This is a genomic window from Desulfonauticus autotrophicus (assembly GCF_055381725.1).
In genome coordinates this window covers 227,386-254,191 of record NZ_AP042395.1, presented here as the reverse complement: position 1 = coordinate 254,191, position 26,806 = coordinate 227,386, and the positions used below count along the sequence as shown (strand labels likewise).

The following is a 26,806-nucleotide window of genomic DNA, read 5'->3' as shown; positions in this document are numbered from 1 at the left end:
AATATCTTTACCAGAGCTTTAAAACATCTCCAGCAACTCTACGAAACCAGATTCAATGGCCTTCTTATCCTGATACTCTGCTACAATCTTACCTTCTTTAAACAAAAACAAACAATCGGCCAATCTTCTGGCTTGAGATAGACTATGGGAAACTACTAACAAAGTATAATTTTGTTTTAACTCTAAAATAAGTTCTTCTATCCTTTTCGAAGATTGAAAATCCAGAGAAGCAGTTGGCTCGTCTAGTAAAAGTATTTCTGGTTTTAAAGCCAGAGTTCTGGCCAAGCAAAGTCTTTGTTGCTGCCCTCCAGAAAGAATACTCGCCTCCATATGTAGGCGGTCCTTTACTTCTTCTAATAAATGTACTTTTTTTAAAGAATCCAGTAGTTGCCTTTCTCTTGTCTCTTTATCATAAGGAAATAAAAGTTTTAAAGGCAACAAGATATTATCAGCAATAGAGCCTGGCAATAAATTGGGTACTTGAAAAACCATACCTATTTTTCTGCGCAACAAACTAACATCTGTTTTCAAATTGTATATATCTATTTTTTTATTCTTAAATTTTATTATCACCCTACCAGATGTTTTAGCTCCAAGTTCTTCATTTAACCTATTCAAACTCCTAAGAAAAGTGGTTTTGCCACTTCCAGATGCTCCTATAAATACATTTATCCTATTAGGATAAAGTTTGAGATTTATATTTTTAACTATCTGCTTTCTATTAAACTCTATAGATAAGTCTTTTACTGTTACAATAGGCTCAAGATTCATTTTTTTATCCAGCGTTGTAAAGTATTGGCCAGCAGAAACAACATGGAAGTTAAGATCAGTAAAATAATACAACTGGCAAAACCCTTTTGCAAATCTTCTGGGCTACGAAATTCAGCTGCTGTGTAATAAATATAAAAGGGAAGGGCTTCAAACTTATCGGTTAATCCTTGAAACATGCCAGCATTGGCCACTACTCCAGTTAAAAGTATGACTGCAGTATCTTCCGCAGTTCTGCCCATAGCCAAAATAATTCCGCTTAAAATTCCTTTGCTTGCCTGGGGCAGTAAAACAAACCAAAAATTTTGCCAATAAGAAAAGCCCAGGCTTGGTCCTATAAGCCTTTGTTCTTCGCTTAAGGACAAAAACGCATTTTGTGTAGTTCGAATAATATAAGGCAAAACCAGTAAAGCCAGACAAAACCCTGCCAATAAAAGAGAAGTATTGGCTCTGGGGAAAATAGTCCTGCGCAAAAATAAAATCAAAACAAAACCAAAAAGTCCCATTACAATAGAAGGAATGCCAGCTAAAAGATCCAGGCAAAAATTAAAGATAGCTTTTAATCTTCCTTTTAAAAAAAAGGTTAAGTAAATTCCACAACCAATTCCCAAAGGAACAGAGATTAAAGTAGAAATAAAAACAAGCATAAAAGTACCTACCATAGCTGGCCAGATACCATCCCAAACAGGATATTTACCCACAATTGCCAGATAAATGGGAGCATCTCCCCAAAAAAGTGATTTATTTAAGGCCAGGATTCCTTTAGTAGCTAAAAAATAACCCAAGATAGCCAAGCCAGACAAAAGATAGCCAAGGCCACACCAAGAAAGCGCAGTAAACAATATCTCTTTTAACTTAATTTTTTGTTTTTCCATGAAGATAATAAAGTATAAGATTAGTACTTAAAGAAACCAAAAATAAAATTAAACCTGCTGTAAACACAGAATTATAGGCAGCACTTTGACTATCTGTAGCCACTACCAGGGCAATGTGGGCAGTTAAGGTGCGAATGGAATCAAACCAAGAAGAAGGAATTTGAGGAGCATTGCCTGCTAACATAAGAGAAATTAAAGTATCTCCCAAAGCTCGTCCAAACCCCAGTATTCCTGCAGCTAAAAAACAACCTTTAGTAGAAGGTAAAACTATATGTAGCAAAGCCTGTTTGGTATTTAAGCCAAGTCCAAGGTAAGTAAGTCTTAACCTATCTTGTAAAGGTTTTAAGCCTGTAATTAAGACAAGAACAATGGTAGGAAGTAAAAGCAAGGCCAAAGTAAGAGAAGCAGCTAAGAGACAAAATCCAGTACCGTAGGGAAAGCTTTTGCGTAAAAAGGGTACTAAAGAAAAGGCAGCCACAAAACCATAGACCACTGTAGGAACTCCAGCCATAAACTGCACAAGCCTGGATATGGGTTTAGTTAAAAACCTCGGGCCCAAGCCACACACAAAAAGGCTTATGCCTATCCCCAAGGGATAGGCAATTAGCATGGACAAAAAGGCAAGACATAAAGAGCCAATAAACATAGGAATGATGCCAAATTGACCCTGATAGGGCTGCCAGTGCAGGGAAAAAACCGCAACTATTTCTCCTCTTTGAATAATGGGCCAGGTAAAGTAAAGCAGAAACCCCAAAATAGCCATTACTACCCCTGCACAAAAAATAGCGCACAACTTTAAGCAAAAAATAAATCTCTGGTCTGCCTTACTCCCTGGCATTTTTCTTACTCTTTTACCTTTTACTTACTTAAAGGAATAAAACCATACTTTTGGACAATCTCTGCTCCTTCTTTGGATAAAATATAGTCAATAAAGGTTTTAACCAGTTTATTGGGCTCACCCTTGGTATTCATGTAAAGTTTACGTACCACCTTATACACACCGTTCTTAGCATTTTCCTGAGAAGGATAAACTCCATCAATTTCAAGGGGTTTTACAGTATTATCAATATGCCCAATACTTAAATAGCCTATTGCATTTTCATCTCTGGATATGGCTATTTTCATAGCCCCATTGGAAGGAATAATATTGGCTTTTTGAGCAATAACTCCTTTTTGTAAAAGCTTTTTCCAAAACACAGCTCTAGTGCCACTGGCTTCATCTCTGGTGTAAAGATGGATAGGATTATCTTTGCCGCCAACCTCTTTCCAATTTTGAATTTTACCAGCAAATATTTCTTGAATCTGTTTGGAAGTAAGAGAAGTTACAGGATTATCAGGATGCACACACACGGCCACCCCATCTATGGCAAAGGGAAAAGACTTAAGTCCATATTTTTTTATCTCTTCAGCGCTTAGAGCCCTACCGGTATTGCCAATATCTACCAAGCCCTCTCCAACCTTTTGCACTCCAACTCCAGAACCACCTCCTGTTACTGAAATCCTAATCTCAGGATTATAACTCATAATCCTTTTAGCTGCCTCTTTCATTACCGGTATATGAGCAGTACCACCAGCAATATCAATTGTACCCTTAAGGCCTTTAAAAGGTTTTAAATAATCACTCTCAGCCAAAGCATAACTACTAAAAACAAAAAAACCCAGTACCAATACTAAACAAGACAAAATCCTTTTCATGACCAGTCCCCTCCTTAATAATAAATAGTTATAAAAAATATTTATTAGATATCCAAATAAAACCTAAACATCTAATTCTATTTAATAATACTTTTTGTTGTTTTTGATTATGTTTATCAATAAGAAGAGGTGAGGAAGGAAAACTGCTAAATAAGAAGGGAAAATTTTAAGGGTTAAGAAACAACTAGTTGTAAAAAACTATATTCTCAAAGTAGCTACCAATCTTAAGGGATTTAATAAAAGCTCTAAACCATCCAGTATATTGGATACAACTATTTTACTTGTAAATAAAAGAGACGAACAAAGACCTTCTTTTTGCAAAACTGCTATACCCAGAGCAGATTTTTCCAACATAAGACAATCATTTGCTCCATTCCCAAAACATACACATTTTTCACGCCCAATTTTTTCAATATACTTTAACTTTTCCAAGTCTTGATTTTTCTTATCAATAATATGAATTGTAAAATCCAGTCCTTTAAACTGGGAACTAACGTTGTTATGGGTATCTGCAGTAATAATATGTATCTTTAAATCCTTAGACAAAATTTTAAACAAATCAATAACACCTGGAATAACTTTTCCATCCAGGGCAATAGTTCCATTATAATCTGTTATTAAGTGCTCTAAAACCAGTTTCTCTCTTCCTGGAATATCTAAAACCAGCATATTTTCCTCTTTGTTATATAAATGCAACTAAGATAAAACCTCTATACAATCACCTACTTTAATTGTTCCACCGTTTAATACCTTGGCAAAAATTCCTTCCTTGGGCATGACACAAAAGCCAACTGCATAAAAAATATTACATTTTTGATGACACTTTTTCCCAATCTGAGTTACTTCCAGAAGCACTTCCCCAATTTTAAGCTTACTGCCCAGGGGTAGTGAAGTTAAATCCAATCCTAAGGTAGTTATATTTTCAGCAAAATCTCCAGGCTTTAACTGGGGTAATTTGCGATGCATTTTTTCAATACTTTCCAAAGCCAACAAGCTAACCTGTCTATGCCAGGGACCAGCGTGGGCATCTCCTACCAATCCATGCTCTTCTTTAAGCAAGGCTTCCTGCACATTTTCCTTTTTAACTCCCTTTTGAGAAGCTATAGAAATAGCCACTATTTTTCTCTTAAGCATAAAATCACTCCTTTTTTCAAGCAAACTGAACCCTAAATAAAATAAAAGAGGAGGAAAGACTTACCTCTTTCCTCCTCTTGAAAAGACTGCTTTATCCCTTCAACCCTACCAAACCTTCTGGCGTTGTTCTTCCAGGGCTTTTTTCTGTTCTTCAAAGGAACTAAAACCTGCCTGATGCAAGGCATCCAAGACTGTCCTGTTCCAGTCCCAATTGGCGTAAATAACTGGCTTATGAAAAGTCCTTCTAAACTTATCCAGCTCTTGCCGATAAAAGCCTTCTTTCTCATCACCCAGGTTGGAATGTACCTGCTCATGCAATCTGGCCAGCTCTCCTTCGTACCATTCCAAAAGGTCCTTGGCTTCCGGGCATTTTTTTACAATATGCTCATAGCCATTTTCTTTGAGTAAGCCTCTTAATCTGGCCAGATGCTGCTCTTTCAGCCAGTTACCCAGATTTTCCAGTTCAATATTTTCTTTTTCAACCTCAGCAATATCAAATTTGGTTTGAGCATAAGTATCAGGTACTACTGAAGCAGAAACAATACCTGCAATACAGACCAGGCCTCTAATAATTTTACTATTAGATACGCCCTGACCACAAAAACCAACTTTTTTGCCATATTTTTGCCCAGTAAAAATGGTCACTAAAATAGCCCATACCACTGCAGGATCTTCTTCATCATAAATATGTCTTAATCTGGCATTGTCTCTATCTGTGCCCAAAACCAACTGGGTCATGTCATTGGAACCAATGGAAAAGCCATCAAATTCCTGAATAAACTGTTTAGCCAAAATGGCATTACTGGGAATTTCAGACATTAAAATAAGTTTTAAGCCATCTTCTCCAGACTTTAGCTGATGCACATCAGCCAAATAGCGTTTCATACTTCTAGCTTCTTCTAAGGTGCGCACAAAGGGAAGCATAAGTTGAAGGTTCTTCCCGCCATAAGCACCTCTGGCCAGTTTAAAGGCCTCTAGTTCCCAGTCATGAATTCCTCTGGAAACTCCTCTATACCCCAACATGGGATTGTCTTCGTGCTCTTCAAAAAGACTTCCTCCCACCAGGTTGCGATATTCATTACTCTTATAGTCAGTGGTTCTGTAAACAATGGGTTTTCCATAAAAGGCCATGGCAAAAAGGGCCAATCCCTGAGCCAGGGTTTGCACGTATAGTTCCTTACCTGTCCTGTATCCTTTTGCCTTGAGTATGGATTTAATCTTAGAGGGAAGCTCCCGTATCTCATCCATTTCTTTTTTAAGACCACTTTTAAGTGCAATCTCCTCTCGCAAGGACCTGATTTTTTCCTGCACTTCCAGTACATAAGGATCGCTTTTTATTTTTTGATAAATCTCTTCTACTTCCTCTGTAATCTCCTGTTTTCTCTGCTCCATCTCAGGTTCTTTACCCACTAAAGTGACCAGTTCTTCCTTATATCCTAAAATAGCAACTATATGCTCTTTTAAGTCTATGGAAGTTTTTAAAAGGTCCAAGTAGTTGGTGGCCTTGTCCAGATATTGATCCCATTTGTGATCCAGTTCCCTAATTTGACGATGAATGGCCAGCACTTCTTCTGTGCCTTTGCCTCCTTCTATTTCATTTAGTTCTTTAACTTTTTGTTTAAGACCAGTAATTATGCCCACATACTTCCGCAATTTTAAATCCAGACTTACAATACCACTGGCTAACTGTTCTTTAATAATTTTAGTTAATCTGTTTTCTAATTCTTCTAATTTTTTCTGGACAATTCCATTAAGTCTTCCTTGATCATAGGCTTCCAGGGCCAGGGGATGAACTCCAATATTGCCCAGCATAAACTCTGCTCTTAAAAGGCCCACTTCAAAATCTTCCACTTCCCTTAACCTGGATAAGAACATGGCCTGGCCCACATCAGCCAGGATAAGACCTACTTTAGTCTTGGTCGCAGGCAGCTTGCTGGTATCAATCTCTCCACCCACTTCCACTAAGGGGATAAGACCTCTATACACCTTGCCTCTTGAAGCATCTACAGTAACTTCCTGGCCATCTAAAGAACGCAGAACCTCCAGACGCTGAATTCCAATAATAGCAGGTATGCCCAGTTCTCTAGAAGTGATAGCAGCATGACTGGTATCTCCACCAGCATCAGCCAAAATAGCGGAAGCTATTCGCATCCCTGGAACCATGTCCGGATCTGTTCGCTCTGCAGCCAATACATCGCCTTTGGCAATTTTATTGAGTTCTAAAGCAGAGCGTAAGAACTTCACCACGCCCTGACCAGCTCCTCTAGATGCGCCATTACCTTCTAAAATCACTTCCACATTATTTAAAAACTTGGGGTCCACTTCTAAACGACGCATAAAAATGGTATGAGGATGTTTTTCCAGTTCTTCATTCCAGCGAGTTTCTGGCCTGGCCTGTACAAACCACAATCTATCATATTCATCTATACAAAATTCAGTGTCCATAATCATGCCGCCATAGGCCTTGCTAATGGCTCTAACGCCTTTGGCCACCATCTCAGCCTGAGCCAAAGACAAAGCCCAACGGCAAGCCATATCTTCAGGCACTTTTACCACCTTGGTTCCACTGCCACTTTCATCATACACTATCTTTTTATCTTTAAATCCCATGAAGCGAATAACCACTTCTTCGCCATCATCTCGTTGAAAAACATAAAATTTGTCAGGAGTAACCATACCACTTACAACAGCTTCACCAAGGCCATAACTGGCATCAATGGAAACCAGATCCTTACGCTCAGTACCTCTACAACCAGTGGCAGTATCTGCACTAAAGGCAGTACCTGAGACCACCGGGTTAATCATTCGCATGATACATACAGAAAGAGAGGTATTTTCAATGGCCCATTCCTTTTTGGCTTCCAGGGCAAGATTTTCATCTCCTGTGGCTTCAGCTTTAGCCAGGGCATCCAGAATAGCTTCTCGCCTATAGGTCATGCTGCGCAGATTATAAGCAGAAGCACAATCCCAGTGATAGGCCTCAACAACCTCATTTTCCCCTACAATATTCAAATAAGTATCCTGAAGACCAGCAAAAGCCTTTTTACGACTATCCTCTCCTGCAGCAGAAGAACGCACAGCTACAGGCACATTTTCTTCTCCAGCTTCTTTGCAAATATCTCTATAAGCCTGTCGAACTTCCTCTTCTACCTCCTTGGGCAAATCTACGGATAAAATAGCTACCTGAACCATTACAGAGCGTTTACGCAGTTGATCTATTCCTTCGGGAGAAGTAGCAAAACCATCTACCACATTGTTAATAAAAGTACGCAGTTTAACCTGAGAAGCATTGCGCTCAGGATGTTCTTTTATCTTTTTGGCCAGGTTGCGGACAAACTTACGCAAAAACTCTGGGTCCTTGTTTACTTCACTGTCATTCCAATCTATAGCATCATATTCTTTATCCACAACCCTTCTAATCACAGAAGCATTGACTTTGGTCTCATCCAAGAGTTTATGAAAGGCAACAGAAGAAATAGCTCTAAACTGAGGAGCTCTTACATTTTCAATGGTGCTAATAATAGCAGTGTTATAATTTTTACCTCCAACCAGAAGTTCAGCTTCCACGCCAATCTTTTTAATTTCTTCACCTGTAAGCACCAACTTCTGCTTTAAAGCTTCTATTTCAGAAGTAGAGACCTCAACTTTCAAAGTAGATTGTTCTTTTACTTTTACCTCTTTGGCCTCTTTAACCTCCCCCTTATCTCCTTTTTTCCCATTTCCTCTCCCCTAAAATTGATTTAATTAAGTGCTAACTCTTTAGCATATTAAACTTAAAAGCTACACCTCGTCAACAAAGGAAAAAACGCTTTTTTCTTTAAGAAAACTTTAAAATTAACTAAAAAGATTACTTTTAGACCAGAACAAAACTCAAAAATTACCTTTAGAAAAATAAAACCAGGTCCCTGAAGTTATCCTCTCTTCAAGGACCTGGCTTTATCAAAAGGAGGAACTTCTTATTTTCCTAGCAATTAATGGGCCACTTACTCTTCAATAGAAATATATAATAATTATAGATAGTTAAAAAATAAAATTTAAACTGAAAAAAATATTTAGTTAAAATTTTTATACTCTAAAAAGTGAGAAAACTGAAAAATAAGAGTTTCAGGAAAAAAAAGTTTAAAGGAGGTTCAATTTTTTTAACTCTTCCCACCTGGCCCAAATTTCTTTTTCAGGTAAAGCTCCTTTGCGGACAAAGTGAATGTTTTTATCCTCAAGGCGAAGAATTGTAGAAGCTTTGCCTCCTGCAGGTAATAAAGGAGTATCTAAAATAAAATCCACTTTATTAAGTACACTCAAAGATATTTGCTGCCACCTAATTTGAGGCGGCTCTCCACTTAAATTGGCGCTGGTGGCAACTAAAGGTAAATTAACCAGAGAAGCAAGTTCTCTGGCTTGAGGATGGGAACTTACTCGAATGCAAATCTCTTTTTTTCATTTTTAACCTGAGGACAAGGAAAGTCCAAAGAACTTTTTAAAAGCAAGGATAAGGGACCTGGCCAAAAGTCCCTGGCCAGAGGCTCTATCTTTTTATCCAAAAAAGCAACTTCTTTTACCTGCTCTATACTAGAGGCCATAAGGGGCACGGTTTTGTTCAAGGGTCTTTTTTTTATGGCAAAAAGGCGCAAAACAGAATTTAAAATAAAAGGGTTGGTACTTAACCCCCAAAAGGTCTCTGTAGGAATAAGACCTATTTCCCCAGCCTTGAGCCTGCTAGCTGCTTCTTCTATTTTCTCTGGAGATAAAATTTTTGCTCTGGTAAGGTTATTGCTATTATTTGACATAGTAAATAAAAAAAGGAAAATTTTGCCTACCTACTTTAAGGAGTATTCGATGAAAATCAAAGGAGAATACCAAAATCACCTCATTGCCAATCAGGGAAAAAATAAACAGCAAAGTAAAACTGACTTTGCCCAGTTTTTAGAAAAGGAACTGGAGGAAAGCAGTTCTTCTGCGCAGGCCAAGCCAGTATCCTCTATTACCCCCCTCAACCTTAACTTAAATAATCTTAAGTTTAACTTTATGCAAGAAATGGATAACCTCTTAAATTTATGGGAAGATTATACCCAGAAACTCAATAGTGAACAAGCTAACCTCAAAGAAATCTATGGGCTTTTAAGCACCCTTAAAGAAAAGGTTCAGCACCTTAAAAACAGCGGAGATTACCTAAACCAGCCCTCACCTCTTAAGGACATCTTAAACGAGCTGGAAGTATTAACCACTACAGAAGAAATAAAAATCAACAGAGGTGATTACACTTAAAAGGCTTCTTTAGAAAATAAAGGTTTATACAAGGGGCCCTGTGGTCTTAAGAAAGATTGCCAGAGGACTACTTTCTCCACAGGATAAGGGGCCCAGCTCTTTTGTTCCAAATTTTTCTTAAAATTCGTCCAGGGGTCCTGGGGTTCAAATTTTTTAACTCTTCCCAAAGTCAAATGGGCAACAAACTTTCTCCTTTCTGGAGGAAAACCCAGGGCTAAAAACTCTTTTTCCAGCTTTTCTACCAACTCACTTAACACTGGATGAACTTTAAAGCCCAGCCACATCACCCTTACTTGTTTTTGCGCATAAAAAAATCCCAAACCTTCCCACTCAAGTTCAAACCTGGGAAAATTTAAAGCAGAAAGCACTTCTTTAATAGCTGCTATTTTTTCCTCTTCCACTTCCCCTAAAAACTTTAAAGTAATATGATGATTACCCGGTGCAGGCCAGGAAATTCTGGAACGAAACTTGTGTTTCCACTCAGCTTGAATCTTTTTTATTTCTTCCAGCCAGTAAGTATTTAGGGGCAAGCCTAAAAAAACTCGCATATTCTTTACTCCCAAAATCCAAGAAGTTCTTCCAGGGCCTTTTGCACGCTCTGGACTTTTATTTCATATCTTGAACCTGAAAACAAAAATTTTTTGGACCAAAGCTTATCTCCTACCAAGTAGGCTTGGAACACAGTGCCAACAGGCTTTTCAAGTGTGCCTCCAGTGGGTCCAGCTATTCCAGAAATGGCAACCGCCACCTCTACCTCTAAAAGATTTGCCACTCCTCTTACCATCTCCAGCACACACTCTGTACTTACTGCCCCAAATTTTTCTAAGGTATGGGCAGAGACCCCAAGTACCTTTTCTTTTACTGAGTTGGCATAGGCCACAACACCTCCCATAAACCATGAAGAGCTACCTGAGACATTTGTTAGGGTATGAGCAAGGAGTCCTCCAGTACAGGACTCTGCTACTCCCAGTTTTAAACCATTGCTCTGTAGATAGCTGGCTAACTTTAACACCTTTTCCTGGTCCATAGTTATATTTTGCTTATTCATCAGAAACCTTTAATCCCACTCTTTTAATTATTTTTTGCAAACTTACCCGTTCAATCCCGCTCAATCTAGCAGCCTGGGAAATATTCCCTCTGGTCTTTTCCAATACCTTTTGAAAGTAAGTTCTGGTAAAATCATCCAGTACCTTCTTTTTATAGGCCTTATAGGGAAGTATATCTTCCTTATCCAGTTTGGTATCCATCTCTACCAGATTAACCACCTCAGCAGAAATAAGTTTATTCTTAGAAAAAACCACCAGTCGCCGTACAAAGTTTTGCAGCTCTCTCACATTGCCTGGCCAATCTCTGTTGGTCAGGTAAGTGAGGACTTCTGGCGAAAGCTCCTTTTCTTCCAACTGTAATTCTGTGCAGGTCCTTTGCACAAAATAGGTAGCCAAAAGGGGAATATCCTCTCTTCTTTCCCTTAGGGCAGGAACTCTTATTTCCAGCACATTTAAACGATAAAAAAGGTCCTCTCTAAAAGTACCCTCTTTTATCTTTTCTTCTAAAGGCTGATTGGTAGAGGCCAAAATTCGCACATCTACTTGAAAACTTTTACTGCCTCCCACAGGTTTTATTTCCTTTTCCTGTAAAAATCTAAGCAATTTGGCCTGAACCTCCAGGCCAATATCTCCAATTTCATCTAAAAGCACTGTACTTCCGTCTGCTCTTTTAAGTAATCCTTCGTAATTTTGCTGGGCACCAGTAAAAGCTCCTTTTACATGACCAAAAAGTTCACTCTCTAAAAGGGTAGTTGGAATAGCCGGGCAGTTCACTGTAAATAAGTTTTCTTTTCCTCTTTTGCTTAATTCATGAATTTTTCTGGCCACCAATTCTTTTCCTGTGCCAGATTCTCCCCGAATGAGCACTGTAAAATCAGTCTCAGCAACAGCTAAAATCTGTTCTTTTAGAGTTTGAATGGCCTTACTCTCGCCTACAATCTCCCCACCTAAACAAGAAGCAAAAACTTTTTTCCTTAACCTTCTATTTTCCTCTAAAATCTTGCTTCTTTCTAAAACCTTGCCCAAAACCAGTTTTAATTGTTCAGGAGAAATGGGTTTGGTCAAAAAATCATAAGCACCTGCTCGCATGGCTTCCACTGCGCTTTCAATACTGCCATAGGCTGTGAGTACCAGACAGGTAATATCTTTATTTCTACTCTGAATTTTTTTAACTAAATCTAAGCCACTTAAACCAGGCATTCTAAGGTCTGTGAGCACAATATTTATATTGTTGTTATCTATAATTTCCAGGGCATCCTGAGCAGAATAGGCCTTAAAACACCTCACCTTAAAATAACGATTAATAATTCTAACCAAACCATCTACAAAATCTTTTTCATCATCCACTAACAGAACAGATATATTATTCATTTCCTTTAGTCCTCACTTGTATTTAAAGGAAGATAAATTACAAATACCGCTCCCTTATCATTAAAAAATTCTATCTTCCCCTTCAACTCTTCCACAAGCCCATAAACCACAGCTAAACCCAAGCCTGTTCCCTTGCCCACCTCTTTTGTAGTAAAAAATGGATCAAAGATAAAATTGGCAATTGTGTCTGGAATGCCAGGTCCATTGTCTCTCACCTCAATAACTACAAATTCTTCTTTAACATCCACAGAAATTTTTACCTTCCCTTGTTTTTCTTCTACTACATCAAAGGCATTAAGTATTAAATTAGTAAATATTTGCTCTAAAATAGAACTATCATATTTTAAAAGTGGTAATTTAGATTTTATCTCTACCTGAAAATCAATTTCTTTTTTCTTGGCCTGTACCTTAAAAACCTCACTTATATTTTTAAGTAATTCTTCTAAATTACACACACCAAAATAACTCTTGGGCCTGGCAAAATTAAGCAAATCCTTTAAGATCTTTTGAGCCTGTTTGGTATGTTTTTCTATGACTTCTAAATCCTTTTTACCCTGTTCATCTACAATGCTTTCACGAAGTAAATCAACATAACATAAAATTACTCCTAGAGGATTATTAATTTCATGGGCAAGACCTGCAGCTAACTTACCTACTGCTGATAATTTTTCTGTTCTTCTAATTTGTTCTTGCATCTTTACTTCTTTGCTTATATCTCTAATATAAATAATCATCCTTTTTAGTCCATGCTGATCTTCTATCAATGGATACATACTTACTTCAAAAAATAGGTTATCTACATTCCATCTTATAATAGATGAAGTTCCGTTAGTTAAGGATTTGTCCAATTCCTTTTTTATCTTTTCTGAATTCAAAAATAATTTCCAAAAATCTTTTTTTATTTTCTTATCCAGATTTAACGATGCAATGTTTTGAATAATAATATTTTTATTTTCATCTATTAAAAATAGAGGATCAGCAATACCATCAAATAAAGACTGAAGGGTTTTATATTGATAAATAAGTTCATTTACAGACTGAATACTTTCCAAAGCCATACCCATCTGTTTTCCAAGGGCAATTAAGACGTCTTTATTTTGAGTAGCATACTTGGTTTCTGGAATAACTAGAGTCCCCCATCTCCTGTCTTGAGAGTGGACTAAAATATAAATCCACCCATCTTCTAGAACTATAGTGTCTTCTTTTAAATTTTCTATAGGTAGTAAAGAGAATTTAATATCTTTATTTGTTTTAGACCATACCATTTTTTTATTAGAATAAAGCATACAAACATAAGCAGCTTCTTCAATTTGCATTCTATCAGCTATAGCTTTTAAAATATTGAAGATTAAATCTTCATTGGATCTACTTTTACTAAGTACATCCACAAACTTAATAAATAACTCTATATCTTTTTTCCTAGAAATTATCTCTTCTTCTAATTTTTTAGTTCTAATTTTTACCATATCCTCTAAAGTATTGGCATACTCCCTTAATTTTTCTCTTGCTTTATATATTTCAGTAGCCATAACTTCAATATTGTAAACCATTTCTTCTACTTCGTCTCTAAAATCTGTCTTTGTATTGTTCTGAATATTAGCCTCAACAAAAAGTTTCTTAAAAATAGAGGTTATCTTGTTAAAGTTAACAATAATTATTTGTCTAAAATAAATAGAAACTAAAAAAGCAAATATTAAAAAAATAGATGAATAAATAAATATATAGCCAATAGTTACATCTTTAATATTATTCATAATATCATCTATAGCCAAACCAACAACTACAGCTCCTCCAATCTCTCCTTCCTTTCTATAAAATCCACCCTTATCTCCATACTTTTTAATAAGTTCCAAAGGAGCTTTCGAAGGCAAGCCATGGCATTTAAGACAACTTTTTTCAAAAATAACAGGTCTAACTACAAGATAATAGCTAGAATGATCAATTTCTCTTATTCCTTCCCATTCCTTAAGTTTGTTTGTTTTAAATTCTGCGATTAATTTCCGCTCAAAATCATTGGCTTCGTATTTCTTATTTCTGGCATTTATAGATACTCTTCTATAAAAATATCCAGTTTGGGGATTAAAATTTTCTGCTATTTTTCTAGTTATATAAGAAGAAGACATAGCTTCTATAATAAATTGATTACTTCCTAGTATATTAAACATTTTAGGACGCAAAACTGACCTTACATATTTTTGTGTAGCTTCTACATAGCTAATAGTTAAATTAGCTTTATCCTTAACCTCTTCTAAAGCTATATTTTTCATATGAAAATATAAAGTTAAAATAAAAATGATAGACAGAAACAAACAGAAGGAAGCAACTCCTAAGAAAAATTTAGATTGCAAACTTAACTTCATTTAAATTAAAGTAGGAACTTCTATATTAAAATTAATATTTTTATTTCTCTTAGCTTTGTATCTAAGTTTAAAAAATTGTAAACTATATTCTTTAACATCAAAAACAAACACATCAGAAAATCCAATCTGAAACCCAGAACTACCACATTGAACTAAGTACTTATTTTTCTTATTTAAAAAGATTTTGCTTTCTGGCTGAATTTTTCCCAAAAATTTAATTTTATAGCCATATTTCTCCCATATTTTCACTTTATGGGTATGTCCAGTGAAAATTATTTTTTGCTTTGTTCTAAAAAGTTCATACCAAGCTCTTATATTGGTTTTAATATAAGGAAATTTTTTAGGATTTAAAAAAGAGGAGTGAACAAAGCCCATATCTTCATAAGTAAGAGTCAGAGGGAGTGAATTTAAAAATTTTTTATAGTAATCTTCTAGCACCTCTTGAGTCCATAACAAAGAATTAAAGGCAAAGGAAGAGTATCTATCTAAACCAATAAAATCTCCAGCAACTGCTCGGTCATGATTGCCTTGGATTAAATTAATATTTTTCCATTCTAAAGTAAAATCCAAACACTCCTTTGGCTCAGTGCCATATCCCACCAAATCTCCTAAAAAATAAACCCTATCAGGTTTCACTTCTTTATAAAAAGTAAAAACCTCTTTTAGGGCGGCAAAATTGGCGTGTAAGTCCCCAAAAATTAAAATTTTCATCAAATCACTAGTAAATTAGATGCAAACTCACTCTTACCTATTTTTTTATTCAACCCAGGCTTAAAAAAACTACTAATATTTCCTCGCTTAGATTTTCCCAGCAAAATTACTTTAGGTTCATATTTTCTTAAAACCTCCAAAGCAGCATTGGTATAAGTAGGAGTGCTCCAGAGCCTAATACCAAAGCAAAGCTTTTCTTGTCTTAAAAGAGGTAGAAAACCAGCTAATTTTCCAAAAAGTTTGGCTTTAAACTCTTCCTTTTCAAATTCAGTAAGGGTTTCTGGAATAAAGGAAATAAAAAGTACCCCATATCCTTCTTGAGCCAAAGCTTTTCCCTTTTCCAGCAATAAAGACAAACGGCTATCAGGTCGCACAAAGCAGCAAACCAGGGGCTTTCCTTCTAGATATCCTTTGCGCACTAACGGGTCACCCCCGGCCTGTAATTTACAAGTAAAAACTTCTTTATCTGCAAGCAGGTCATATGGGGAAAACTGAGAAAAAGCTTCTGCTACTTCCAGTATCTCGGGTCTTTGTTTATAATCTTCCTTTAAGCAACCCTCAACTACTTCTATTAGCTTGGGAGATAACTCTAAGTCATATTGAGAAAGAGGCTTAATTTTTTGCCACTTTCTTAAACTGGTTCCCAAAGTTGACTTGGCCTTAATAAAGGGAAGATTACCTGTTAAAAATTCATAGGCAAGCACTCCAAAGGAAAATACATCACTACTCTTTAAACCTCTTATGCCTTTCAAACATTCAGGAGCAATATAGTCGGGAGTGCCTTTAGGTAAGTTGGTATCCTTCCAAAAATCATCTCTTCCTTCTAGCCAAGCAAAACCAAAATCCAACAATTTAATTTCATTATTCTGGGGATTCCACAAAATATTTTCAGGCTTTAAATCATGATGGACTATACCTAAAGTATGTAGACAACTTATCAAATACAAAAAAGAAGCAAGAAATTTTAATTTCTGAGCTAAGCCTATATTTTTATCTTTAATCAACCATCTTAAATCTTTCAGTGGATAATATTTAAAGATAAGTCCTAGGTTATTTTCTTCTAAGGGAAATATAAATCTATTATCATCTTTAAAATTGATAAATCTGGCTTCATTTTGCCAAGCTAGAAAACCATCTATATCTAAATTATTTTGAGTTTTTAAAACATAAAACTTACCTTTTTTTCTAACAAATATAAATCAGAATTAACTCCTCTATAAATTTTATTTTTTACTAAATATTCTCCTAAAAAACTATTATTCTCTACCTTAATATCTGATGGAAATTTAATTTCCTTAAAGGGAACCCACATTTAAAATCCTGGTAAACTTTTTATCTTAGAGTCTGCATAAGGTCTAAAATTATTTAAATTGAACAAAGCATAAATAAAAGAAATCAAAAACAAAAATATCCAAAAAGATATAAATACTTGATGCTTAAAATTAATTTCTATCCACCACTGTCCCGTAGGTGTAGTTATTTTATGCAAAAACACTCCTGGAAGCTCAAAAAATAAACCAAAACATTGATATAAAAAAAATAAAGGAGAAAATCCATAAAACAATCCACCAAAACAGATAATAAAATGACGTAAGAAGTTATACAATCTACCTTTAGATAACATAATTACCTCCCAAAATAAAAATATCCTATAATAAGAGCTGCGATTAGAATAATTTCAACAAAAGTTGCTTTAATAATTAAATGACTAATTCTCCTCTGTTTTGGAGACATCTTTAACCAAATGCTTTTCATAAGCCAGAGCCAAACTTTATTAAATATATTTATTTGCGTAAACAATCTGTAATATTCTCTAATACTTAAAATCCAATAACTAAAATTCTTTAAAAAAAGTTCATCATCAACATAAGGGATGTATCTTATTTCCAATTTATTATTCTGTTTTTGACCTTCTATTTTAACCAAATTTTCCAATTCCAATTCAAACTTCTCTGGCCATAGACTTATATTTATCTTAGCTTCATATTCTTTTTCTGTAAGTAAATCTTTTACATAAAACAAATTCTTCTCTTTTTGCTCCAATTCCCAGTGTGGATTTAAACTGGCAAGCACAAAAGGAGAAAAACTAGAATAAATATTGGTAGTCCAAGTTAAATTAGTTTTATGCCAGATATGGGGAGATAAAAAGTCCATCTTAACTATACTCCCAACTATCCTGGAATTATGATTAAAGGACAGGGTAAATTGTCCTGGAGTTTTTTATAGTCCAGCCTAGCTTTAAAACCTGGGGATCTTTTTTTTTGCCTGCTGCCAATAACTATTGCTTCAACTTTATTTTCCAGAGCTGCTTCTTTAATTGCTTCTTCCAAACTGCCTACTTTTCTGGTATAATTAACCTTAAAAGATTTAAACTTATTTTTAAGTCTCTGCCAAAGAAGATCTATCTCTTCATTAATTTCTTGTTCTACATAGGAAGCAAATTTGTTCCTGGTTGCAGAAGTATTTAACCAATCATCTCCCATCATAAATTGCCAATCTTTGTTAATGATACTAAGAATTACTAATTCAACAGAATTATCTTCTTGTAAATATTTTAAAACAAAATCTTCTGCTTTTTGAGCTCCTAGAGTTCCATGAGTAGCTAATAAAATTCTGTTAAACATAACTTATCCTTTTTAAAAAGATATAGGCAGGGTGAGGCAACTCACCCTGCCTAAGGCGATTTAGGCCAACCACTTAGTAAAAATCAAGACCAAGAGAACAACTATTAAAACCAGGCCCAAAGCCACCAGATCTTCATTCCTTTCACTGGCAAAAACAGAAAGAGCTCTTTCCTCCATCTTTTTTTGCTCATCTACATGGTTTATATTCTCAGCCATATCTGTAACTCCTTTGGTTTATTAATTTAAAACTACATCCTTTACAAACCACATAACCACAATAAAGGAAAGTACAGCTTTAGCTGTACCAGAGATAGCTCCTATTACCAAGGGCCATCCACCTGCCTGACTTAAAGCTTTCTTAGTAATTTGCATACCAAGTCCAATTAAACCATAGGCAAAGAACCAAATCATGGCATCTGTAAGTACTACAATAGTTTTAGATTTTTTATGTACTTGTTTTACTGCGTGGGAAATAGCACTCTTTAGTTCCTTGGAAATAGCAACTTGACCAGCCTTAGCCTTAGCCAAAATAGACTCTAAGGCTTCCATTCTTTTTCTGGCCTGAGAGTCAAAAAGCTTTTTATTATCTCTAACTTCAAAGTCACCTGCAATTTGTCTTTGTTTGTATAAGTCTTGTAAAGCTGCTAACTCTTCAGCACTGAGCCCAGGAATGCCCTTGTTTAAAGCCTCTCCTACAACGGCTAATTCAGCAGGGGTTATCTCAGTTCTTTTATTGTAAGAAAAATCTAAATATTTTCCTTTATAGTGGCTTGGAGGACTAAAAAGGCCAATAGAAGACAAAAAGAACAACAACAAAAAGCCTAAAACAAAAATGGGGAATTTATCAATAACAACTTCTTTAAAAGAAAGTTTTGTTCCATTGGATTTTCCATACCAAGCAGCTAAAATAAGCACAATAATGGGCAAAAAGAGTACTCTGGTGATGTTAAAAATTTCAGCGACCTTAAGGGTATGAATATCCACTGCATTAAAGGCCAAAGCTGCAGCAGCTACCTGTGCAGAGTTTAAGATACCTGTTCCAGCCCAGGCACCAAATTGAGTAGGATTCATTCCAGCAATCTTACCAATGGTGGGAAAGGCGAACATACACAACACACCCCACCCTAAAATGGTTCCAATGGTATAAGCCATTTCAGAACTTTTTGCTCTTACTACAGGAGCACAAGCAACAGTGGCAGATACTCCACAAACCCCCATACCAGCAGAAAGTACACCAGTCATAGATTTGGGTTGTTTAAAAATACCACCCAACCAAAGTACCAAAAATACTGTTCCCAAAACAAAGAAGCCAATCATCCAAACAGAAACCATACCCAGCTTGGCCAATTCAGCAAAAGAATAACGGGCACCTAAAAGGATAACTCCCATTTTTAGGACAAACCTGGCTGTCTTTACTCCAGAAGCAGCAAAAACAGGAATGCCCCAGGTATTGGTAACAATAATACCAACCAAAATACCCAAAACTACATAGTTTAAATTTAAAATTTTATAGATACTAAAACCAATAACAGGTTCTATGTTTTTACTTAGAATAATAACTACTGGCTCTAGATACCAGCGAATAAACATGGCCAAAAGTAAAATAAATAAAATTCCAGGAATGGTTTCCAGGACAAACTTATCAAAATTGGTTTGGGGCTTGCCCATTCTAACTTGCCTTAAAAAGGCAGCTACGAAACCAACACCCCCAGCAATCAAGCTCAAAATAAACTGAAGGTCTAAGGACTTGTGGGTATGGAAAAGTTTGGCCACTCCATCAAAAACTCCAAGCTTAACCATACCAGCATAACACAACAAGATCACACTCAACACCCACAAGGGTGTATTGCTAGGTCTACTCACATCTCCACTAGCCATAAAAAACCTCCTTTTTAATTTTGTGAGCCACCCCTTTCAATATACATACCAACCTCGCTAACCACTTAACTATCTGATATAAATAAAAAAAATCAAAACACCCCTTTTTGGGTGCTAACTAAAGTTAACACCAGGAAAAGGATTTTTAGCAATTTTCTCAAAAAGGTTATAGTTAAAACCCCATTTAAATCACCTTACCCTTGACACTTCTCACTATTTTATGTTTAATAACACTTGTTGCTACAATATTAAAAAGGAGGTTATCTTTTATGCGCTTAGTAAAATTTTTTTTAACTTTAGTGGTACTCTTAATCCCTCTTTCTGCTTTTGCCCATTTTGGTCTGGTTATTCCTTCTGAAAACACAGCTGAAAGCAGTAAGGACAAGAACTTAAACTTACTTATTGGTTTTATTCATCCCATGGAAATGAAAGGCATGGACATGGAAAAGCCTCAAGAATTTGGAGTGGTTGTGGCAGGCCAAAAAGAAAATTTAACTGCCACCCTCAAACCCTTCACCTATTTAGGTCATAAGGCCTGGACCAGCAGCTATACTCTAAAAAGGCCTGGAGTATATCAATTTTTTAGCTCTCCAGTTCCCTATTTTGAACCAGCTGAAGACATCTATATCCTTCACTACACCAAAACTTATGTAGCTGCTTATGGAGCAGAAGAAGGCTGGGATGAAGCTATAGGTTTACCTACGGAAATCATTCCTTTAACCCGTCCCTTTGGTCTATATGCAGGCAATACTTTTCAGGGTCAGGTACTTTTAAAGGGTAAACCTGTAGCCAACTGTGAAGTAGAAGTAGAATTTTTTAACCAGAAACAAAAAGTAAAAGCCCCTGGAGAATACTACATCACCCAGGTGGTAAAAACAGATAAAAACGGTATTTTCACCTATACTCCCCCAGCACCTGGATGGTGGGGATTTTCTGCTTTAAATACAGCTGATTATAAGTTAAAGGGAAAGGATGTGGAATTGGGTGCTGTTTTGTGGCTCTATTTTGCCCCTTTTGGAAAATAATAATTAAACCTTAAGGAAGGGCTATGTCCCTTCCTTAAAAAACTCAGGAAAGAAATATGCATATTTCAGAAGGCATTTTGAGTTTTCCAGTGCTTTTAAGTGGTTGGGTATACACGGGTGGAGGGCTTTTTTGGACCCTTAAAAAACTTTCTGCCAATGATATCCCCAAAATGGCCCTTTTGGCAGCTGTCTTTTTTGTAGCCTCTCTTATTCATGTACCTCTAGGGCCATCTAGTGTGCACTTGCTTTTAAATGGTCTTATTGGAGTACTTTTGGGAAGTTTAGCCCTTCCTACACTTTTTATCAGCCTTTTTTTACAGGCAATTTTATTCCAATTTGGAGGGATTACTGTCCTGGGCATAAATACCTTACTTATGTCCCTGCCAGCTATTTTAGCTGGAGTCCTTTTTAAATTAAAACCCTCAAGCCTTTGGGGAGGGATTTTAAGCGGGTTTGCTGTTTTGGGAAGTGGAGTTATTGCAGCTTTAGTCTTGAGTTTTTCAGGAGAAGCTTTTTTGCAAGTAGCAAAGCTTATCTTAATAGCCCATCTACCTATAGCTATTATTGAAACCATTATAGGGTATTTTACCTTACTTTTTATTTTTAAAACCAAACCAGAACTTATTTTAAACAACTTGGGGAGTAAAAGCTAAAATGTTAAAGAAAGCTATTTTTACCATTATTTTAATCCTTGGTTTAACTGCACTGGCAAGTGCTCATAGAGTAAATATATTCTGCTTTGTGGAAGGCAAAAAAATATCTTGTGAGGCCAACTACCCTTCTGGAGACAAAGTAAAACATGGCACCATTAATCTAAAGGAAGCTGAGACGCAAAAAATTTTAGCCAGTAAAAAAACAGACCTAGAAGGAAAAGCGTCCTTTGAAATTACCCAGGATATTCTAGCCAGGAAAAAAGACTTAGAAGCAGAAGTTTTAGCTGGAATGGGACATAGAAATACCTGGACTATCCCTTATTCTGACCTAAACGCAGAGAGTTCAGAGATTTCAAGCAAAGAAAACACTGGCTCTAACACCTCTCTACCCTGGGAAAGCAATACCTTTACCCCTGCTTCTGCTACCAGTGTGGATAAACAAGAACTAGAAATGCTGATTTCCAAAATAATGGATAAAAAACTACATCCTGTATTGGAAAAACTCACTTTGCTCCAGGAAAGAAAAATTTCCCTTCCAGACATTCTGGCTGGACTTGGTTATATTTTAGGTTTAATGGGGATAAGTTTTTATTTTTTAGCTAAAAAAAATGAAAAATAACCTGGCCATCGCTCAACTTGACCCCAGGACTGTCATCCTCTGGAGTCTGGTGTATGCCTTTTTTCTAGCTGCTCAAAAAAGCTTTCTACCCCTTTTGGCCAGCTTGTTTATTGTTCTCTTTTATATTGTACTTACTCCCTTTTCCTGCAAAGAAATTTTAAAAAAATTAAAGCCTGTTAATTTTTTTCTCCTATTTTTTTGGTTAATTATCCCCTTTAGTCTTCAGGGCAAAGCTTTATTTTCCTTGGGGAAATACGCCTATACCCTTGCTGGGGTAAAGTTCTGCCTGCTAATTACCTTAAAAGCCAACCTGCTGATGCTCATTTTTATCTGCTTACTTTTAAGTTTGTCCCCTTCCCAACTAGCCTCTGGATTACAATCTCTAAAAATATCCGAAAAACTGGTCTATCTTTTTCTCCTGGCCTATCGCTATCTTTTTTTACTCAAAGAGGAAAAGGACAAACTCTTACGCAGTCTAAAAATAAGAGGCTTTAAACCCAAAACCAATCTCTTTACCTATAAAACCTATGCCTATCTCTTAGGGCTTATCTTGCTTAAGGCCTACGAACGAGGAGATAGGGTCCATAAGGCATTAGTGCTAAGAGGGTTCCAGGGAAAGTTTCCCTCTCTTTATTCCCCTAAATTCACGCAAAAAGACCTTTACTTTTCCCTTTTTCAGGGTTAAATTTTCTTTTACTTTTATATCTGCAGCTAACCTAGATGAAACCATTAGTCAGTCTAAAAAATATCTCCTTTGGCTACAAAAGGGAAAAGCCTCTTTTACAAGAGATAAACCTGCAACTTTTTCCTCAGGAAAAAATTGGCCTTATTGGCCCCAATGGAGCAGGTAAGACCACTTTGGCCTTTTTAATCACAGGCCTTATCCAGCCCTGGCAGGGAGAAATAGAAGTTTTGGGGCAGGTATGCAAAGAAGAAAAGGATTTTCAAAAAATAAGAAGCAAAATTGGTTTTGTGTTTCAAAATGCAGATGACCAACTCATATTTCCCACAGTCCTGGAAGACGTAGCCTTTGGTCCTCTAAACCAGGGACTCAAGCCAGAACAGGCCCTGGAAAAGGCAAAAAAGACATTAAAACAACTCAATATAGAAAGGTTAGCTTCCAGAAACACCTTTAATCTTTCTGGTGGAGAAAAAAAATCGTCTCTATTGCCACAGTGCTTTCTATGGAACCCCAGATGCTCATCTTAGATGAACCCACTGTAGGCCTGGATGAAAATTCCAGAGACAAGCTCATTGAAATCTTAAACAATCTGGAGTTAGCCTATTTAATTATTTCCCATGATTATGACTTTTTGGCCAGGACTACAGACAAGCAACTTATTTTAAAAGATAAAAAAATCATTTATGATCCTTCTGTGGTATTACACAAACACGAGCATGCTCATCCCTTGGGCTATGTCTATCATACCCACAAATAACCCCTAAAAGGAGTAAAAATGTACCCAGGTGGTCCTTCTTTTTTAAATATTTTAGATATTTTTTTAATAGGCTTGGCCATCTACTTTTTTATTAAACTCATAAAATCCCCTGAAAAAAATGACTCCTCTCCGCTAAGTACTCAAGAGGTAGAAGAACTCTGGGCAAGACTGCGCAGCACACCTGCCACTACTCCTACTTCCGCCCTTAGCAGGGAAGAGGAATTTTTAAAAGGAGCTAAACTGGCTTACCTGAAGATAAGCGAAAGCCTAAGCAGACAGGATTGGAATTTATTACAAGACCTGCTTACCCCAGAACTTTTTAATCAGCTTTATGCCCAATTATCCAAATACCCACCAAGTTCTCCACCCAAAATTTTAAAACTAGAAGCTTCTGTAAAAGAAATAAGAAACATAGGGGAAAAGGAAGTAGCCACTGTCCTTTTCAGGTACTCTTACAAGAAAACACAGACCCTCACCCCAAAACCCAAGAAGAACTCTGGAAATTCTCTCGTCACTCCAAGATAGCCAACTCTACCTGGAAACTTATGGAGTTGGAAGTATTAAAAAATTAATTAGCTAAAATAGAAGAAAACCTGAATACTCCCTTCTGCTTCTTCAGCAAAATAAAGTTTAAGAACCAAACCCTTGACTTCCTGTATTTAAAAACTTAACTAAAAGTTAGTTTAAGCTAATTTTACAAAAAAGAGGTGAGCTTGATGGAAAATATTATTTTAGCAGTGATTATTGGCTTGAGTGTGTTTTTTTTGGGTAAAAGATTCTGGCAAATTTTTAAGGGCCAAAAGGGATGTGGTTGTGCAGGCTGCAAGTGTGGAAAATCTTAAAATCAACCTACTACCACTCTATTTTTACCTTCTTTTTTGGCCAGGTACATAAGCCTATCTGCTCTCTCCACAATGCTTTCTGAAGTATCTTCTGGAGAAACCAGAGTGGCTCCTACTGAAATTGTAAAGCGAAGAACTTTATCCTGATAAAAAGCCTTGCTATGCTCCACGATTACCCTTAACCTATTGGCTACTAACTGCAATTCCTTAAGGCCTTTCACTATGACCAGGCCTAAAAACTCTTCCCCACCAAAGCGGCCAAAGACATCTCCTTTCCTGGCCAGATTTTGCAAGGTTTTTCCCAGCACTTTTAACACTTCATCGCCTGCTCCATGACCATAGGTGTCATTTATCAATTTAAAATTATCTATGTCTAGAAATATTACACCAAAAGAAAAATTATAGCGTTTAAACAAATTAATATTTTCTTCTAGCTTGGTTAATAAATAACGACGATTGGGAAGGCCAGTTAACGGGTCTAACAGGCTACTTTGAGCTAGCTTTTCAAAGTGATTGAGTACAAAATAATCATCATAACTTTCTTGAAATAATTCTAAAACATATTTTTTATCCTGAATATAAACAGGAAAAGTTTTTATTTTTACTCCTACTCTATAACCCTTTTTATGTTGTAAATAAGCCTTGTTCTGTTTAGTTACGCCTTTTCGTAAAGATATTAAAGCTGGACATATTTCTTTACAAAGCTCTCTCCCATCTTCTCCAATATGCACCAGAATATTATCCCGACAGTGCCTACCCACAACTTCTTTTTGTGTATAGCCTGTAATAATTTCTGCTCCCCTGTTCCAGTAAACAATGGTCCTGTCCTCATCTAAAAGATAGGCTCCTTCCCAGAGATTATCTAAAATTTTAGTGCACGCATCTTCTAAAAACATATCTTTTCCCTTTTAGTTAGCAGGGGGCTATCCCCTGCTAAACTTGCATGGCAATAAAATCGCCCATTTGAGAGCAACTTACTTTTTTAAGACCTGGTCTTAAAATGTCTTTGGTTCTATAACCAAAACCAAGGGTTTGTTCAACAGCTCTGTAAATAGCGCCGGCCTCTTCTGAAAGGTTAAAGGAATATTCCAGAAGCATGGCCACAGACATAATGGTGGCAATGGGATTAGCCATATCCTGCCCGGCAATATCTGGAGCAGAGCCATGAATGGGTTCATATAAGCCAAATTCCTTGCCCAAGGAAGCAGAGGGCAAAGTTCCTAAAGAACCAGTAATTACGCCAGCTTCATCAGATAAAATATCCCCAAAAAGATTCCCTGTAACCAGAACATCAAAACTATAAGGCCTGCTTACCAGTTGCATGGCTGCATTATCCACATATAAGTGCTCCACTTCCACTTCTGGATAGTCAACTTTGACTTTTTCCACTACCTGTCTCCAGAGCCTGGACACTTCTAAGACATTGGCCTTATCCACAGAAGTTAATTTTTTCTTCCTTTTTAAAGCCAGTTCAAAGGCAAGCCTAACTATCCTTTCCACTTCTGCTTCTGTATAACGCATGGTATTTATGCCTACTAACTGGCCCTGTTCTTCAAAAATCCCTTTGGGCGTGCCAAAATAAATACCTCCAGTAAGCTCCCTTACCACCAAAAGGTCAATTCCCTTTTCTACAATATCCTTTCTAAGCACACTGGATTCCTGAAGCTGGGGAATGAGTTTTACTGGCCTGAGGTTGGCAAAAAGGCCAAGCTCCTTGCGAATAGCCAAAAGTCCTTTTTCTGGCCTGAGTTCTGGAGGATTATTATCCCATTTAGGACCACCTACAGCACCCAGTAAAATCGCTTTACATTCCTTACACTTTTTAAGGGTTTCTGCTGGCAAGGGTTCACCATACTTGTCTATTGCTGCGCCCCCAATAAAAGCTTCTTCTAGCTTAAGAGTATGCCCAAATTTTTGGGCCACAGCCTTTAAAACCTTTACCCCTTCTCTTACCACTTCAGGGCCAATGCCATCTCCTGGCAATAAACAAATTTCCAATTCCATTTCTAAGCTCCTTTTATCCTGGCTTGAGCAAAATTAATAAGTCCACCTGCATTAATTATTTTTTGCATAAACTCTGGAACAGGGTTTACCTTTATTTTTAGTTGTTTATTTACTATTTCAATTTCCCCTCTTTGGGTATCGATTTTTAGTTCATCTCCCTCAGAAATTTTTTCCACTTCTTCGCCTACCTCTAAAAGCAATAAGCCCATATTAAAACCATTACGGTAAAAAATCCTGGCAAAACTATGGGCAATTACCACAGGAATACCTGCGCCCAAAATGGCCAAAGGTGCATGCTCCCTGGAAGAGCCACAACCAAAATTCTTGCCTCCAACCAGGATGTCTCCTTTAGCCACTTTCTGGATAAAGTTTTCTTCTAACCCAGACAAACAGTGTTTGCCCAATTCTTCTGGGTCTGTGGTTACTAAGAACCTAGCTGGAATAATGGCATCTGTATCTATGTGATCACCTACCTTGTGTGCTTTTCCCTGAAATATCAT

The 26,806-nt window shown here is 36.6% G+C and carries 32 protein-coding genes; 9 read left to right on the top strand and 23 right to left on the bottom strand.

All coding sequences use genetic code 11. From position 1 onward, the window contains the following. Positions 1–18: 18 nt before the first annotated feature. From ACZ42F_RS01515 to ACZ42F_RS01475, 9 genes are all read right to left on the bottom strand, one after another. Complete coding sequence (locus ACZ42F_RS01515) at positions 19–771, bottom strand: phosphate ABC transporter ATP-binding protein (protein WP_464279489.1); 753 nt, start codon at positions 769–771, stop codon at positions 19–21. Then, positions 768–1,610 (bottom strand): PstA family ABC transporter permease, encoded by an 843-nt coding sequence (locus tag ACZ42F_RS01510; RefSeq protein WP_464279488.1) that lies wholly within the window; start codon positions 1,608–1,610, stop codon positions 768–770. The genes ACZ42F_RS01515 and ACZ42F_RS01510 overlap by 4 nt, the downstream gene beginning before the upstream one ends. A 13-nt stretch (positions 1,611–1,623) precedes the next feature. Next, a complete protein-coding gene (locus tag ACZ42F_RS01505; RefSeq protein WP_464279487.1) occupies positions 1,624–2,481 on the bottom strand; it encodes a PstC family ABC transporter permease in 858 nt (285 codons plus the stop codon). A gap of 20 nt (positions 2,482–2,501) precedes the next feature. Further along, positions 2,502–3,338: a phosphate ABC transporter substrate-binding protein gene (locus ACZ42F_RS01500; RefSeq protein ID WP_464279486.1), complete on the bottom strand. Its 837-nt coding sequence runs from the start codon at positions 3,336–3,338 to the stop codon at positions 2,502–2,504. 198 nt (positions 3,339–3,536) lie between these two features. Then, positions 3,537–4,007 carry an HAD family hydrolase gene (locus ACZ42F_RS01495; RefSeq protein WP_029968701.1) on the bottom strand — a complete coding sequence of 157 codons (471 nt, stop codon included), beginning with the start codon at positions 4,005–4,007 and terminating at the stop codon, positions 3,537–3,539. A gap of 27 nt (positions 4,008–4,034) precedes the next feature. After that, a complete protein-coding gene (locus ACZ42F_RS01490) occupies positions 4,035–4,472 on the bottom strand; it encodes an MOSC domain-containing protein (RefSeq protein ID WP_464279485.1) in 438 nt (145 codons plus the stop codon). 105 nt (positions 4,473–4,577) lie between these two features. After that, a complete protein-coding gene (locus ACZ42F_RS01485) occupies positions 4,578–8,123 on the bottom strand; it encodes a PEP/pyruvate-binding domain-containing protein (RefSeq protein ID WP_464279484.1) in 3,546 nt (1,181 codons plus the stop codon). A gap of 468 nt (positions 8,124–8,591) precedes the next feature. Then, entirely contained in the window at positions 8,592–8,849 is a 258-nt protein-coding gene (locus ACZ42F_RS01480) for an L-threonylcarbamoyladenylate synthase (protein ID WP_464280282.1), read from the bottom strand. A gap of 32 nt (positions 8,850–8,881) precedes the next feature. Further along, positions 8,882–9,256: an L-threonylcarbamoyladenylate synthase gene (locus tag ACZ42F_RS01475; protein WP_464279483.1), complete on the bottom strand. Its 375-nt coding sequence runs from the start codon at positions 9,254–9,256 to the stop codon at positions 8,882–8,884. Between the two features lie 49 nt (positions 9,257–9,305). On the opposite strand from ACZ42F_RS01475, the gene ACZ42F_RS01470 reads away from it, so the two are divergent. Continuing rightward, the gene (locus ACZ42F_RS01470) at positions 9,306–9,734 is read left to right on the top strand and encodes a hypothetical protein (RefSeq protein WP_464279482.1); all 429 of its coding nucleotides are present in this window, start codon (positions 9,306–9,308) and stop codon (positions 9,732–9,734) included. Here the strand turns inward: ACZ42F_RS01470 and thpR are convergent. The 11 genes from thpR to ACZ42F_RS01415 form a co-directional block, all read right to left on the bottom strand. Further along, a complete protein-coding gene (gene thpR / locus ACZ42F_RS01465) occupies positions 9,731–10,282 on the bottom strand; it encodes an RNA 2',3'-cyclic phosphodiesterase (protein WP_029968685.1) in 552 nt (183 codons plus the stop codon). The two genes, ACZ42F_RS01470 and thpR, sit on opposite strands and share 4 nt — an antisense overlap. A gap of 5 nt (positions 10,283–10,287) precedes the next feature. Next, the gene (locus ACZ42F_RS01460) at positions 10,288–10,782 is read right to left on the bottom strand and encodes a CinA family protein (RefSeq protein ID WP_464279481.1); all 495 of its coding nucleotides are present in this window, start codon (positions 10,780–10,782) and stop codon (positions 10,288–10,290) included. Next, on the bottom strand, positions 10,775–12,151 hold the full coding sequence (locus ACZ42F_RS01455) for a sigma-54-dependent transcriptional regulator (protein WP_029968680.1): 1,377 nt from the start codon (positions 12,149–12,151) through the stop codon (positions 10,775–10,777). The genes ACZ42F_RS01460 and ACZ42F_RS01455 overlap by 8 nt, the downstream gene beginning before the upstream one ends. 5 nt (positions 12,152–12,156) lie before the next feature. Continuing rightward, positions 12,157–14,460: a c-type heme family protein gene (locus ACZ42F_RS01450; RefSeq protein ID WP_464279480.1), complete on the bottom strand. Its 2,304-nt coding sequence runs from the start codon at positions 14,458–14,460 to the stop codon at positions 12,157–12,159. Between the two features lie 51 nt (positions 14,461–14,511). Further along, the gene (locus ACZ42F_RS01445; RefSeq protein WP_464279479.1) at positions 14,512–15,222 is read right to left on the bottom strand and encodes a metallophosphoesterase family protein; all 711 of its coding nucleotides are present in this window, start codon (positions 15,220–15,222) and stop codon (positions 14,512–14,514) included. After that, on the bottom strand, positions 15,222–16,295 hold the full coding sequence (locus tag ACZ42F_RS01440; RefSeq protein WP_464280281.1) for a protein kinase domain-containing protein: 1,074 nt from the start codon (positions 16,293–16,295) through the stop codon (positions 15,222–15,224). Before ACZ42F_RS01440 ends, ACZ42F_RS01445 begins: the two co-directional genes overlap by 1 nt. A 239-nt stretch (positions 16,296–16,534) precedes the next feature. Beyond that, positions 16,535–16,846: a hypothetical protein gene (locus ACZ42F_RS01435; protein ID WP_029968212.1), complete on the bottom strand. Its 312-nt coding sequence runs from the start codon at positions 16,844–16,846 to the stop codon at positions 16,535–16,537. A gap of 2 nt (positions 16,847–16,848) precedes the next feature. Further along, positions 16,849–17,376: a hypothetical protein gene (locus tag ACZ42F_RS01430; RefSeq protein ID WP_464279478.1), complete on the bottom strand. Its 528-nt coding sequence runs from the start codon at positions 17,374–17,376 to the stop codon at positions 16,849–16,851. A gap of 17 nt (positions 17,377–17,393) precedes the next feature. Beyond that, positions 17,394–17,846: a universal stress protein gene (locus tag ACZ42F_RS01425; RefSeq protein WP_464279477.1), complete on the bottom strand. Its 453-nt coding sequence runs from the start codon at positions 17,844–17,846 to the stop codon at positions 17,394–17,396. Positions 17,847–17,906: 60 nt separating this feature from the next. Continuing rightward, on the bottom strand, positions 17,907–18,062 hold the full coding sequence (locus tag ACZ42F_RS01420) for a hypothetical protein (protein ID WP_464279476.1): 156 nt from the start codon (positions 18,060–18,062) through the stop codon (positions 17,907–17,909). A gap of 21 nt (positions 18,063–18,083) precedes the next feature. Beyond that, positions 18,084–19,724 (bottom strand): YeiH family protein, encoded by a 1,641-nt coding sequence (locus tag ACZ42F_RS01415; protein WP_464279475.1) that lies wholly within the window; start codon positions 19,722–19,724, stop codon positions 18,084–18,086. A 269-nt stretch (positions 19,725–19,993) separates the two neighbouring features. On the opposite strand from ACZ42F_RS01415, the gene ACZ42F_RS01410 reads away from it, so the two are divergent. The 8 genes from ACZ42F_RS01410 to ACZ42F_RS01375 all read left to right on the top strand — a co-directional run bounded on the left by ACZ42F_RS01410 (position 19,994) and on the right by ACZ42F_RS01375 (position 24,302). After that, positions 19,994–20,749, top strand: a complete 756-nt coding sequence (locus ACZ42F_RS01410; protein WP_464279474.1) for a DUF4198 domain-containing protein — start codon at positions 19,994–19,996, stop codon at positions 20,747–20,749. Positions 20,750–20,805: 56 nt separating this feature from the next. Next, positions 20,806–21,402: a cobalt transporter CbiM gene (cbiM, locus tag ACZ42F_RS01405; RefSeq protein ID WP_464279473.1), complete on the top strand. Its 597-nt coding sequence runs from the start codon at positions 20,806–20,808 to the stop codon at positions 21,400–21,402. A gap of 1 nt (position 21,403) precedes the next feature. Next, on the top strand, positions 21,404–22,021 hold the full coding sequence (locus ACZ42F_RS01400) for a hypothetical protein (RefSeq protein ID WP_464279472.1): 618 nt from the start codon (positions 21,404–21,406) through the stop codon (positions 22,019–22,021). Next, positions 22,011–22,706, top strand: a complete 696-nt coding sequence (locus ACZ42F_RS01395; protein ID WP_464279471.1) for an energy-coupling factor transporter transmembrane component T family protein — start codon at positions 22,011–22,013, stop codon at positions 22,704–22,706. Before ACZ42F_RS01400 ends, ACZ42F_RS01395 begins: the two co-directional genes overlap by 11 nt. Before the next feature lie 35 nt (positions 22,707–22,741). Further along, complete coding sequence (locus tag ACZ42F_RS01390) at positions 22,742–23,230, top strand: energy-coupling factor ABC transporter ATP-binding protein (protein WP_464279470.1); 489 nt, start codon at positions 22,742–22,744, stop codon at positions 23,228–23,230. Beyond that, positions 23,206–23,460, top strand: coding sequence for a hypothetical protein (locus tag ACZ42F_RS01385; protein WP_464279469.1), 255 nt, complete (start codon positions 23,206–23,208; stop codon positions 23,458–23,460). Before ACZ42F_RS01390 ends, ACZ42F_RS01385 begins: the two co-directional genes overlap by 25 nt. Before the next feature lie 18 nt (positions 23,461–23,478). Then, positions 23,479–23,985 (top strand): hypothetical protein, encoded by a 507-nt coding sequence (locus tag ACZ42F_RS01380; protein ID WP_464279468.1) that lies wholly within the window; start codon positions 23,479–23,481, stop codon positions 23,983–23,985. A gap of 191 nt (positions 23,986–24,176) precedes the next feature. Beyond that, positions 24,177–24,302, top strand: a complete 126-nt coding sequence (locus tag ACZ42F_RS01375; RefSeq protein ID WP_464279467.1) for a FeoB-associated Cys-rich membrane protein — start codon at positions 24,177–24,179, stop codon at positions 24,300–24,302. Positions 24,303–24,304: 2 nt separating this feature from the next. Here the strand turns inward: ACZ42F_RS01375 and ACZ42F_RS01370 are convergent, their stop codons facing one another. Genes ACZ42F_RS01370 through ACZ42F_RS01360 form a run of 3 tightly spaced genes read right to left on the bottom strand, consistent with a single transcriptional unit; the run spans position 24,305 to position 26,806 of the window. Further along, positions 24,305–25,198: a GGDEF domain-containing protein gene (locus ACZ42F_RS01370; RefSeq protein ID WP_464279466.1), complete on the bottom strand. Its 894-nt coding sequence runs from the start codon at positions 25,196–25,198 to the stop codon at positions 24,305–24,307. Positions 25,199–25,235: 37 nt separating this feature from the next. Then, the gene (gene leuB / locus ACZ42F_RS01365; RefSeq protein WP_464279465.1) at positions 25,236–26,306 is read right to left on the bottom strand and encodes a 3-isopropylmalate dehydrogenase; all 1,071 of its coding nucleotides are present in this window, start codon (positions 26,304–26,306) and stop codon (positions 25,236–25,238) included. Positions 26,307–26,308: 2 nt separating this feature from the next. Next, a complete protein-coding gene (locus ACZ42F_RS01360; RefSeq protein ID WP_029970080.1) occupies positions 26,309–26,806 on the bottom strand; it encodes a 3-isopropylmalate dehydratase small subunit in 498 nt (165 codons plus the stop codon).

Bases quoted from the DNA above. Each gene is read 5' to 3' on its own strand.
- ACZ42F_RS01475 (WP_464279483.1), bottom strand. From the start codon at position 9,256: ATGTCAAATAATAGCAATAACCTTACCAGAGCAAAAATTTTATCTCCA.
- ACZ42F_RS01385 (WP_464279469.1), top strand. From the start codon at position 23,206: ATGGAACCCCAGATGCTCATCTTAGATGAACCCACTGTAGGCCTGGAT.
- ACZ42F_RS01445 (WP_464279479.1), bottom strand. From the start codon at position 15,222: ATGAAAATTTTAATTTTTGGGGACTTACACGCCAATTTTGCCGCCCTA.
- thpR (WP_029968685.1), bottom strand. From the start codon at position 10,282: ATGCGAGTTTTTTTAGGCTTGCCCCTAAATACTTACTGGCTGGAAGAA.
- ACZ42F_RS01490 (WP_464279485.1), bottom strand. From the start codon at position 4,472: ATGCTTAAGAGAAAAATAGTGGCTATTTCTATAGCTTCTCAAAAGGGA.
- ACZ42F_RS01400 (WP_464279472.1), top strand. From the start codon at position 21,404: ATGTTAAAGAAAGCTATTTTTACCATTATTTTAATCCTTGGTTTAACT.
- ACZ42F_RS01370 (WP_464279466.1), bottom strand. From the start codon at position 25,198: ATGTTTTTAGAAGATGCGTGCACTAAAATTTTAGATAATCTCTGGGAA.
- ACZ42F_RS01360 (WP_029970080.1), bottom strand. From the start codon at position 26,806: ATGATATTTCAGGGAAAAGCACACAAGGTAGGTGATCACATAGATACA.
- ACZ42F_RS01395 (WP_464279471.1), top strand. From the start codon at position 22,011: ATGAAAAATAACCTGGCCATCGCTCAACTTGACCCCAGGACTGTCATC.
- ACZ42F_RS01420 (WP_464279476.1), bottom strand. From the start codon at position 18,062: ATGGCTGAGAATATAAACCATGTAGATGAGCAAAAAAAGATGGAGGAA.
- ACZ42F_RS01415 (WP_464279475.1), bottom strand. From the start codon at position 19,724: ATGGCTAGTGGAGATGTGAGTAGACCTAGCAATACACCCTTGTGGGTG.
- cbiM (WP_464279473.1), top strand. From the start codon at position 20,806: ATGCATATTTCAGAAGGCATTTTGAGTTTTCCAGTGCTTTTAAGTGGT.
- ACZ42F_RS01425 (WP_464279477.1), bottom strand. From the start codon at position 17,846: ATGTTTAACAGAATTTTATTAGCTACTCATGGAACTCTAGGAGCTCAA.
- ACZ42F_RS01460 (WP_464279481.1), bottom strand. From the start codon at position 10,782: ATGAATAAGCAAAATATAACTATGGACCAGGAAAAGGTGTTAAAGTTA.
- ACZ42F_RS01455 (WP_029968680.1), bottom strand. From the start codon at position 12,151: ATGAATAATATATCTGTTCTGTTAGTGGATGATGAAAAAGATTTTGTA.
- ACZ42F_RS01380 (WP_464279468.1), top strand. From the start codon at position 23,479: ATGTACCCAGGTGGTCCTTCTTTTTTAAATATTTTAGATATTTTTTTA.
- ACZ42F_RS01515 (WP_464279489.1), bottom strand. From the start codon at position 771: ATGAATCTTGAGCCTATTGTAACAGTAAAAGACTTATCTATAGAGTTT.
- ACZ42F_RS01375 (WP_464279467.1), top strand. From the start codon at position 24,177: ATGGAAAATATTATTTTAGCAGTGATTATTGGCTTGAGTGTGTTTTTT.
- ACZ42F_RS01500 (WP_464279486.1), bottom strand. From the start codon at position 3,338: ATGAAAAGGATTTTGTCTTGTTTAGTATTGGTACTGGGTTTTTTTGTT.
- ACZ42F_RS01435 (WP_029968212.1), bottom strand. From the start codon at position 16,846: ATGTTATCTAAAGGTAGATTGTATAACTTCTTACGTCATTTTATTATC.
- ACZ42F_RS01430 (WP_464279478.1), bottom strand. From the start codon at position 17,376: ATGGACTTTTTATCTCCCCATATCTGGCATAAAACTAATTTAACTTGG.
- ACZ42F_RS01410 (WP_464279474.1), top strand. From the start codon at position 19,994: ATGCGCTTAGTAAAATTTTTTTTAACTTTAGTGGTACTCTTAATCCCT.
- ACZ42F_RS01505 (WP_464279487.1), bottom strand. From the start codon at position 2,481: ATGCCAGGGAGTAAGGCAGACCAGAGATTTATTTTTTGCTTAAAGTTG.
- ACZ42F_RS01390 (WP_464279470.1), top strand. From the start codon at position 22,742: ATGAAACCATTAGTCAGTCTAAAAAATATCTCCTTTGGCTACAAAAGG.
- ACZ42F_RS01470 (WP_464279482.1), top strand. From the start codon at position 9,306: ATGAAAATCAAAGGAGAATACCAAAATCACCTCATTGCCAATCAGGGA.
- ACZ42F_RS01495 (WP_029968701.1), bottom strand. From the start codon at position 4,007: ATGCTGGTTTTAGATATTCCAGGAAGAGAGAAACTGGTTTTAGAGCAC.
- leuB (WP_464279465.1), bottom strand. From the start codon at position 26,306: ATGGAATTGGAAATTTGTTTATTGCCAGGAGATGGCATTGGCCCTGAA.